This is a genomic window from Clostridium felsineum DSM 794, from assembly GCF_002006355.2.
GTDB classification, from domain to species: Bacteria; Bacillota; Clostridia; order Clostridiales; family Clostridiaceae; genus Clostridium_S; species Clostridium_S felsineum.
Genome location: NZ_CP096980.1, coordinates 3,661,848 through 3,671,010 on the forward strand (window position 1 = coordinate 3,661,848; position 9,163 = coordinate 3,671,010).

At 29.0% G+C, this 9,163-nt stretch carries 9 protein-coding genes; 5 read left to right on the plus strand and 4 right to left on the minus strand.

The genetic code is table 11. From position 1 onward, the window contains the following. Window positions 1-91: 91 nt before the first annotated feature. The 5 genes from CLFE_RS17300 to CLFE_RS17320 all read left to right on the plus strand — a co-directional run bounded on the left by CLFE_RS17300 (window position 92) and on the right by CLFE_RS17320 (window position 5,742). On the plus strand, window positions 92-433 hold the full coding sequence (locus CLFE_RS17300) for a hypothetical protein (protein ID WP_077851744.1): 342 nt from the start codon (window positions 92-94) through the stop codon (window positions 431-433). Between the two features lie 278 nt (window positions 434-711). Then, window positions 712-1,656, plus strand: coding sequence for a hypothetical protein (locus CLFE_RS17305; RefSeq protein WP_077894137.1), 945 nt, complete (start codon window positions 712-714; stop codon window positions 1,654-1,656). A gap of 306 nt (window positions 1,657-1,962) precedes the next feature. Then, window positions 1,963-2,826, plus strand: coding sequence for a class II fructose-1,6-bisphosphate aldolase (gene fba / locus CLFE_RS17310; protein ID WP_077894138.1), 864 nt, complete (start codon window positions 1,963-1,965; stop codon window positions 2,824-2,826). A 280-nt stretch (window positions 2,827-3,106) separates the two neighbouring features. Then, window positions 3,107-4,234, plus strand: a complete 1,128-nt coding sequence (locus tag CLFE_RS17315) for a glycoside hydrolase family 5 protein (RefSeq protein ID WP_077832504.1) — start codon at window positions 3,107-3,109, stop codon at window positions 4,232-4,234. A gap of 371 nt (window positions 4,235-4,605) precedes the next feature. Next, entirely contained in the window at window positions 4,606-5,742 is a 1,137-nt protein-coding gene (locus tag CLFE_RS17320; RefSeq protein WP_077851742.1) for a glycoside hydrolase family 5 protein, read from the plus strand. Window positions 5,743-5,771: 29 nt separating this feature from the next. Here the strand turns inward: CLFE_RS17320 and CLFE_RS17325 are convergent, their stop codons facing one another. The 4 genes from CLFE_RS17325 to CLFE_RS17340 form a co-directional block, all read right to left on the minus strand. Continuing rightward, on the minus strand, window positions 5,772-6,092 hold the full coding sequence (locus tag CLFE_RS17325; RefSeq protein ID WP_077894139.1) for a thioredoxin family protein: 321 nt from the start codon (window positions 6,090-6,092) through the stop codon (window positions 5,772-5,774). A 68-nt stretch (window positions 6,093-6,160) separates the two neighbouring features. Further along, a complete protein-coding gene (locus tag CLFE_RS17330) occupies window positions 6,161-6,763 on the minus strand; it encodes a TetR/AcrR family transcriptional regulator (protein ID WP_077894140.1) in 603 nt (200 codons plus the stop codon). Between the two features lie 125 nt (window positions 6,764-6,888). Then, the gene (locus tag CLFE_RS17335) at window positions 6,889-7,638 is read right to left on the minus strand and encodes a YwqG family protein (RefSeq protein ID WP_077894141.1); all 750 of its coding nucleotides are present in this window, start codon (window positions 7,636-7,638) and stop codon (window positions 6,889-6,891) included. 148 nt (window positions 7,639-7,786) lie between these two features. Then, window positions 7,787-8,902: a ribose-phosphate pyrophosphokinase gene (locus CLFE_RS17340; protein WP_077836214.1), complete on the minus strand. Its 1,116-nt coding sequence runs from the start codon at window positions 8,900-8,902 to the stop codon at window positions 7,787-7,789. Window positions 8,903-9,163: the final 261 nt, after the last annotated feature.

Here is a 9,163-nt window from a genome sequence, read left to right on the forward strand (position 1 = left end):
TACCTATAACATAGTTAGTAAATTTCTCATATACTATATAGACATTCTATTAACTATACTAGTTATAAAATTATCCTTGTAGGTGATATAAATGTTATTTGTTATTAAGTTCACAAATATTGGACAAGGCTATCAAACCTGGGAATTAGGCTGTAATCCAATATTTTGGGTGGATAATACCTTGAATGCCAGTAAAATAAGCTTTGTCATTAAATCCAACTGTTATGAGGCTTTTTGGTTTAATAGAGCTATAAATTATATGATTCCCATTAAAGTTATTAGTAAAAACTCAACTGCTTCTATCAGCTTAGCTTACAATTTAAATACCAACCATTGGAGTTTAGATTCTAAAAAAATCAAACCTAGTAGCTTTATTTTAAGCAGTTTTTCTTCAAGTGACGTACCTGTTATAGATATATCATGTAATGTATAGTTTAATTATATTAGAATACTTCCTTATTATTTAAGGGAGTATTTTTTATAATCAATCCCCTTCTCTTTCATACTCTAGGTTAAATTAAAGAATATCCATATAAAATTTTTTAACACCTCTATGTTACTAACAAATATTACATAATATATCAAAAACAATTCTCCCTTTAATATATAAGTTGAAAATCAAGGCACATGTGTTATAATTGTTATGGCATTTTTAGATATTTTTAATTTTATTAAAATAAACGCAGAATATTTTAAAGTAAGGAGTATTATATGAAGAATATTAAATGTTCAAAATTAAATCTACAATCAATATTAAAGAAGGTAATTATTCCATCATTCCTATTAGTTATTTTACTGACAGGTTGCACTTTAAACTCAAAATCCACAAAATCATCTGTAACCTTCTCCCCATCTCGTAAGTTCTACTCAGATGATAAGGTTGTATCTATTAATTATAATCCTGATCAATGGCAAGAGGGTACTAACAGAGGTCAAAATGCAATTGCTTTAAAGAAAAATGGCACAAAAACTTTAGTAGGTGGATTAAAATGTAATAAATATTCAGAGAGTTTAACAGAAACTGAGTATATTAACTCACTTGAGAACACATACAGAAAAAATTCTATTGAGGGAAGTACTTCAACTAGCTATATAAAAATAGATGACAAAAAATATGCTGTAGTTCATAGTAGAATTAAGGACGGCGATTCAATTATAGATGCTGATACATTAGTAGTTGTAAATGGCAATTACCAATATGAATTTAAATTTGAGGCTGAAGATGATAGTTATAAACAATACAATTATAAAGATTTCATTATTAACACCTTTAAAACCCTTAAAATATACAAAAAAGCTTCTTCAAAAACTGATACTAATAATAGCGACATAAATGAAAAAGATTTGCCTGGTTCTTGGGGACTTAAAAATAACGATGGAAGTACGGACAAAAGACTAGTCCTTAACAATGACTGTTCTTTTAAAATTTATAAAGAAAATGCTGACGATAGAAATGTTATTACTGGAACCTTTTTTTATTCTAATAATGGAATTATAACTTTTAAACTAGCAAAAGTTATAAATGATGGACAAGAAGTACCTATAGCTTCAGGTAAGACCATTAAGTTTCAGGTTACATACCTTAAAGGCAATACTATACATTTAATTAATCTTTCATCTTCTCATTCTTATTCATACGTTAGATTAGATAACTAAAAAACCTGTATCCTAATTTCTTTATTTTATTAATAATTTTTAGTTTATAGTCAATACTATATATGATATTTATAAAAGAATATGTAATTTGTTAATTTTTTATTTATAGTATAGCTATTATATTCGAATTTAAACGATAATTATGTAGAATTTTATGAAACTTATTCTATTTAGCACAGTATTATAATTTTTATCTGAAAATTTTTGTTTTCTTTTTAACAATTTTAGATTATAATAACTTTAGAAAGAGAAATTGTTTCAAATATTATTTTCTCTAAAAAATATTTATTTTTGGAGGTAAAGTTTATGTTAGTATCAGCAAAAGAAATGGTAGATAAGGCTAGAGAAGGAAAATATGCTGTTGGTCAATTCAATATCAACAATTTAGAGTGGACTAAAGCAGTATTATTAACTGCAGAGGAAAACAAATCTCCTGTTATTTTAGGAGTATCTGAAGGTGCAGGAAAATATATGGGTGGATATCACGCTGTAGTTGGAATGGTTAATGGATTAATTCAAGATTTAAATATAACAGTTCCAGTTGCATTACACTTAGATCATGGTAGCTATGAAGGTGCTTTTAAGGTAATCGAAGCTGGATTTTCTTCAGTAATGTTCGATGGTTCCCACTATGATATAGCTGAAAATATAGAAAAAACAAAAGAAGTTATAAAGGCTGCTAATGCAAAAGGAATTTCTGTTGAAGCAGAAGTTGGTGCAATTGGTGGTGAAGAAGACGGAGTTGTTGGTGGCGGTGAAGTTGCTGATCCTGCTGAATGTAAGAGAATTGCTGATTTAGGAGTTGACATCCTTGCAGCTGGAATTGGAAACATTCATGGTGTTTATCCTAAAAATTGGGCTGGATTAAGATTCGATGTATTAGAAAGCATAAAAAATTCAGTAGGAGATATGCCTCTTGTTTTACACGGTGGTACTGGAATTCCTGATGATATGATAGCAAAAGCTATATCTCTTGGAGTTGCAAAAATCAATGTTAATACTGAATGTCAATTAGTATTCGCAGATGCTACTCGTAAATACATTGAAGCAGGAAAAGATAAGCAAGGAAAAGGCTTTGACCCTCGTAAATTATTAGCTCCTGGTTTTGAAGCAATAAAAGCTAAAGTAAAAGAAAAAATGGTTCTATTCGGTTCAGTAAACAGAGCTTAATTCTTTTAAAAACAGCCATAGCATATGGCTGTTTTTTTATGCTAATCTTTCGTAAACATCATTTCTTACTAATAAGATTAATTTTCTTATCATAATCGTAGTATTTTTTCAAAAAACTATTCTTTTACGGTGATATCTCTTTTATTTATGTCTTTTTAGACTTACATGACCTTATAAATTAGTAACTATATATATACATATACAAAAATATACAGTATAATAACAATGTAAAAGGTAAAAAAATATTATTACTTTCATTGAGAACTAAGGAGGTTTACACATGTTAAAAACTTTATTTTCAAAGGCAAAAATTTCACTTCTAACATTGGCTTTTCTAGGTACATCTTTTTCTACTATTAATGTATCTGCTGCCACTACTAATTCAAAACCAAAATTAAACGATATGTCAGCACAACAAGTTGTGGATGATATGAAGGTTGGTTGGAATTTAGGTAATACTTTAGACGCCTCTCCTGATGAAACAAGTTGGGGAAATCCTAAAACAACACAAGCTATGATTGACCAAATTAAAAAAGCTGGTTTTAATACTGTAAGAATTCCTGTATCTTGGGCAAGTCATATAGGTGCAGGTCCTAAATACAATATTGATAAAGCATGGCTTAACAGAGTTCAAGACGTCGTTGATTATGCTATTAAAGATGATATGTATGTTATATTAAATACTCATCATGAAACTTCTTGGGTTGTACCAACTTATGCTAAAGAAGCTGCATCAACAGATGAACTTACAAAAGTTTGGACTCAAATAGCAACTCGTTTTAGAAACTATAATAATCGTTTGATTTTAGAAACTTTAAACGAACCAAGAGTAGTGGGATCTCCTGAAGAATGGAGCGGTGGAACTCCTGAAACTCGTGATGTAATTAATCATTTTAATTTAGCTGCTGTAAATGCTATAAGAAATACAGGTTCAAAAAATGCAACTAGATTTATTATGGTTCCAACTAATGGCGCTTCTACAGCAACTGCTGCCATGAATGATTTAAAAATACCAAATAACGATAAAAGAGTGATAGTATCACTTCACGCATACTCACCTTATTTCTTTGCAATGGATACTGATGCTAACGGAATCTCCACTTGGGGTAGTCAAGCTGACAAAGATGAGCTCGATGGAGAATTTGATGCTATTTACAACAAATTTGTAAAGAACGGTCAAGCTGTAGTAATGGGTGAATTCGGTTCAATAAATAAAAATAACGAAGCTTCAAGAGTAGCACATGCAAATTACTATGTTTCAGCCGCAAGAAAAAGAGGAATAACTCCTATATGGTGGGATAATGGCCCTTCTAAAGCAGGCGCAGACTCTTTCGGTATATTCGATAGAAATAATCTTACATGGGTATTCCCTGATATAGCAAAAGCATTAGTTAGTGGTGCTAAGTAACATTAATTTTAAGTAAGGAGAATAAAAAAATATTCTCCTTACTTTTTTATATATAATTAATAATAGAACTTCCTAATTACAGGTATTGTAGTCCTATTTTTTCTTTATTTTGTTGAATATTTAATATATATTTTTATTTGTCAATAAATGTTTTTAACATTTTAAGCTGATTTTCGTTTTATATAATTATTAATATTATCATTATTGTATTTTTCTTTTTCTTTCTTTTTGTAACTCCATTTTTCTTTATAATGTATCACATTTAATATATATCACATATACAAATTCAAGAATATACAGTATAATAATATCTGTAAAAATAATAGCAAAAGCTTAACATTGCTATTATTTTGATGTAAGGAGGTACAATATTGTTTAAAAAATTATTTTCGAAAATTTTAATTCTATTTTTGATATTGGCTTTTATTTGGTTATTTTTAATACGTAACCTTAATCCATCCATATCTAACCCCTCAACTGATAAAAAAGTTAGTAATGACAAATTATCATCTCTACAGCTTGTTAAAGATATGAAAGTTGGTTGGAATCTAGGTAATACTCTAGACTCACCTAATAACGAAACTGATTGGGGTAATCCTAAAACTTCAAAAGAAATGATTGATAAAGTAAAACAAGCCGGCTTTAACACTGTGAGAATCCCTGTAAGTTGGTGTAATCATTTAGGCCCAGCTCCAGATTATAACATAGATACAACTTGGCTTGACCGAATACAAGAGGTTGTTGACTACGCTATGGATAATCACATGTATGTTATCATAAATCTTCATAAGGAAGAATCTTGGCTCATACCAACTTATGCTAAAGAAGCTGATGCAACTAACAAACTTACAAAAATATGGTCTCAAATTTCGAATCGTTTCAAAAATTACAATAATTCTTTAATATTTGAAGTAATGAATGAGCCTAGATTGGTAGGAAGTCCTGTAGAATGGTCTGGCGGAACTGATGAAGCTTTAGATGTAGTTAACAAATTTAACTTAGCTGCTGTAAACACTATAAGAAAATCTGGTTCAAAGAATTCATCTAGATTTCTAATGATACCAACTTATGCCGCATCAACAGACAGTGCATCTATTAATGCTTTAAAAATTCCAAACAATGATAAAAAAATTCTAATATCAGTTCATGCCTATTTACCTTATAACTTTGCTATGAACATCAATGGAACCTCTACTTGGGGGAGCAAAGAAGACAAAAGAGAATTAGATTCAACACTAAACACTCTTTATAATAAATTTGTAAAAAAAGGTCATGGTGTAGTAATTGGAGAATTTGGTTCTGTAAATAAAAACAATGAAACTTCAAGAATAGCTCTTGCAAAATACTATGTTACTGGAGCTAAAAAAAGAAATATAGCTACTATATGGTGGGATAATGGCTTCTCCAACGCCTGGGAAAAGGACAGTTACGGTTTATTTGATAGAAATACGCTTAAATGGAAATTTCCTAAACTATTACACACATTAATTGACTCTGCTAAAGAATAAGAAGGACGAAAGTCCTTCTTATTCTTTAATTATATGTATTTATAATAATTAGATAATACCTCTTCAATTTCTCTAAAGTTTATATATCTAGATTGCTCAACAACTACAGTTCCTTTCATAAACACTACAATTTCAGGCACTGTAAACATTTTAAAATCATTAGGTACTGCAGGTAAGTTACCAGTGTCAACTTTGGCTGATGACATTTTATTATACTTTTCACTTACACTTTCAATTAAAGAATCTAATTCACGACATATACCATTATCCTCGGTTTTAAAATATATAAGTACAAGTTCGTTACTTTGTATGTAGTTCTTTATTTCTTTTATGGATTCTAATTTATCCATAACTTGTCTCACCTCATTTGTCAAAATGATTATATACTCCGTTAGAGTCAATCTCTCTTTATTTATTATTAAATTTCTCTAACCTCCAGCTTACCTATTATATTACCATAAAAAATTTCTAACAAATCACTGATAAGCTTTCTTACCTCTCTTTTATTTCTCTTCTCTTTTAACACTATTGCTATATCCTCAACAAAATTATATGATAGAATCTTTATTATAAAATTATCTTCAATTGCCTTTTTATACATTGAAAGCTGATATTCAAAACTTATAGTTACAGTACGTGTAATAAATTCTATGAAAATCTTTTTACAGTTTTCATACTTAGAACCCTTGCTGCTATTCAAAAGTACTGCTAGTTCATTACGATTTTCTTCAAATATTTTTATAACTTCTTCCGAAAGACTGTAGAATATTTCTTGCATTTTTTCATTTACTTCTACTTCAAAAAATCTATTTACATATTGTATAAGCCTGCTGTACACAGGTTCTACGATTGTTTCATACAAATCCTCCTTACTTTTAAAGTATTTATAAAAATTGCCAATAGAGGTTTCTGCATTTTTCACTATAGTTCTTATAGACGTATCTTTATAACCTGATTTTAAAAATTCCTTTAACGCCTCATCTACTATCTTGTTTCTCATTTCTTCTTTTAAATATTGCATTAGAAAACCTCCGTTCTCTTTTAAAGTTTACTTCAATTCCATTTTATTGTCAATAATGTTACTTTCACCATAATACTTTTATTTAAATCAAAATAAAATCCTCTTCTAGAGGATTTTACTAAGTTTTAACAGCAATCCCATGTATAGTATACTTTAGAGAAATCACATTTCTTCAAATCCTCAGAAGCTATAAAAAAATTTGCCACTCCAGAATCTCCAAACATAATTCCACATTCGTCATCCATATCTAGTTGAAGTAAGAGTGTATCATATTTTTTATCATTTCTTGGATCACCTTGAGTAAAGCCAGGATATCCTCCTACTCTACTCCCATAGCCATCAAATACCTCATAACTTTCTTTTTCTTGAACTTCTGTAAACTTTATTCCTTCAAATACTTTATTAAAGCTATTATCGTGAGCAGATACTGGCATACTTCGTACTGTAAAAATCATTTTCCCCTCATACTCATATGGAGGATAAAATTCTTCATCTTCCTTTATTACCGGTACATCCTTTACCAAATTTTCATAGCATTTATTTACCTTTTCAATATATCTAACAACAAAACCATCTTCTTCATACAATCCGTATACATCGTCCCTTTTAACATAAAACTGTAAAATTCCTTCACTTGGAAAATCTTCGATACCACGAATCTCTTCAAAGTTAATTTGAGCTAAAAAAAAGTATGGTACTCCATCTTTATCTTTAGGGTATTGCTGTGTATTCTCTATATATGGCATCCCACCTAATTTACTTTCCCAAGGAAGCGTCTCTTCCCTTTTGTATGTAATTTCATTTGATATCTTTATAGTCTTTAGTATTCTATCTTCAAATTCCTTAAATAACTCTGGAATCTCAATTTTATTCATATGTTTGTTCTCCTTCTGATTTACTAAACTTATTACAACTTTTACAATAACAATACAACATTCAATTATATTATATATTATTAATATTTCAATGTGAAATAAAAAAATGAGTTTCTAATAAAAATTTAGAAACTCATTTTTAGGTTTGCTACTTTTTCTTGTTATTTAGTAATTCATGAAGTACATATGTAGCATCCATAAATTTAGCTATTGATTCATCTTTATTAAGCCTATGAATTATCCTAGATATAAGCTCAGACATATCAACTTTTCTAAACCATTCAGTTTTTTCAAGTTCCGGTGGTATATAAGTTAAATTAGTTGAATAAACTCTTGATATTATATTATCATCATAATATTTTTGGAATTTGTCTAAACCTTCTGTAAAGAATGCAAAAGTAGTAGCAACATAAATATTTCTTGCTTTTCTTGCTTTAAGTTCTTTTGCTATATCTAGAACAGATTCTCCTGAAGCTATCATATCATCAACAATTAAAACATCTTGATTTTCAACATCTCTTCCCATATATTCATGTTTAACTATAGGATTTTTACCATTTACAATAGTTGAATGGTCTCTTCTCTTATAAAATAATCCAACATCTACCCCTAAAACACTTGCATAATATATAGCTCTATCCATAGCACCGGTATCAGGACTTATAACAAGCATCTTATCCTTATTAGTTTCTATATCTTTTTCTTCTGTAATAATTGTTTTCACTATATCATATGTGGGATAAAGATTTTCAAATGACATTAATGGGATTGCATTTTGTACATTAGGATCATGCGCATCAAATGTAAGAACTTCTTGAACTCCTAATCTTTCTAACTCTTGAAGTGCTAAAGCACAATCTAAGGATTCCCTACCCTTTCTTCTATGCTGCCTTGATTCGTATAAAAGTGGCATTATAACTGTTATTCTTCTTGCTTTTCCTCTTATAGCAGATACAGTTCTTTTGATATCCTGAAAATGTTCGTCTGGACCTTTGTGATTTTCTATTCCAAACATATTATATGTACAACTATAATTTCCTACATCACAAAGTATATAAATATCTTTTCCTCTTACAGATTCTGATAATTTAACTTTACCCTCTCCATTAGAAAAACGTATTTCTTCAGTAGGTATCAAAAAAGTTTCTTCTGATTCTCTTTTAGCCTTAATACGATTATCAATTTTTTCGCCTATTCCCTTGCAGCTTTCTAGTGCAACTATACCAAGTTCACCATTCCTATAGTTAAAATCTTGATTGTTCATTTTCATCCTCCAAAACTTTTATATTCCTTAATTAATTCTAGGTATTCAATCAAATTATGTCAATAGTTATTCATTTGCAATTAAATATTTATAATATTTACAAAATTCGCCCAACTTCTTTAACATATGCTTAATTACTGTACTAGCTTACAATTCAATATGTTTAAAATTATTAATTTATATGTAGTATTTTGTAAACTCAATAACTATTTTATACTTAAAATTCATCAAAATGAGGTTTCAAATTTGCTTAACACTTAT

Excerpts from the sequence above, each read along its gene's own strand:
- CLFE_RS17300 (WP_077851744.1), top strand. The coding sequence starts at position 92 with ATGTTATTTGTTATTAAGTTCACAAATATTGGACAAGGCTATCAAACC.
- CLFE_RS17305 (WP_077894137.1), top strand. The coding sequence starts at position 712 with ATGAAGAATATTAAATGTTCAAAATTAAATCTACAATCAATATTAAAG.
- fba (WP_077894138.1), top strand. The coding sequence starts at position 1,963 with ATGTTAGTATCAGCAAAAGAAATGGTAGATAAGGCTAGAGAAGGAAAA.
- CLFE_RS17315 (WP_077832504.1), top strand. The coding sequence starts at position 3,107 with ATGTTAAAAACTTTATTTTCAAAGGCAAAAATTTCACTTCTAACATTG.
- CLFE_RS17325 (WP_077894139.1), bottom strand. The coding sequence starts at position 6,092 with ATGGATAAATTAGAATCCATAAAAGAAATAAAGAACTACATACAAAGT.
- CLFE_RS17330 (WP_077894140.1), bottom strand. The coding sequence starts at position 6,763 with ATGCAATATTTAAAAGAAGAAATGAGAAACAAGATAGTAGATGAGGCG.
- CLFE_RS17335 (WP_077894141.1), bottom strand. The coding sequence starts at position 7,638 with ATGAATAAAATTGAGATTCCAGAGTTATTTAAGGAATTTGAAGATAGA.
- CLFE_RS17340 (WP_077836214.1), bottom strand. The coding sequence starts at position 8,902 with ATGAACAATCAAGATTTTAACTATAGGAATGGTGAACTTGGTATAGTT.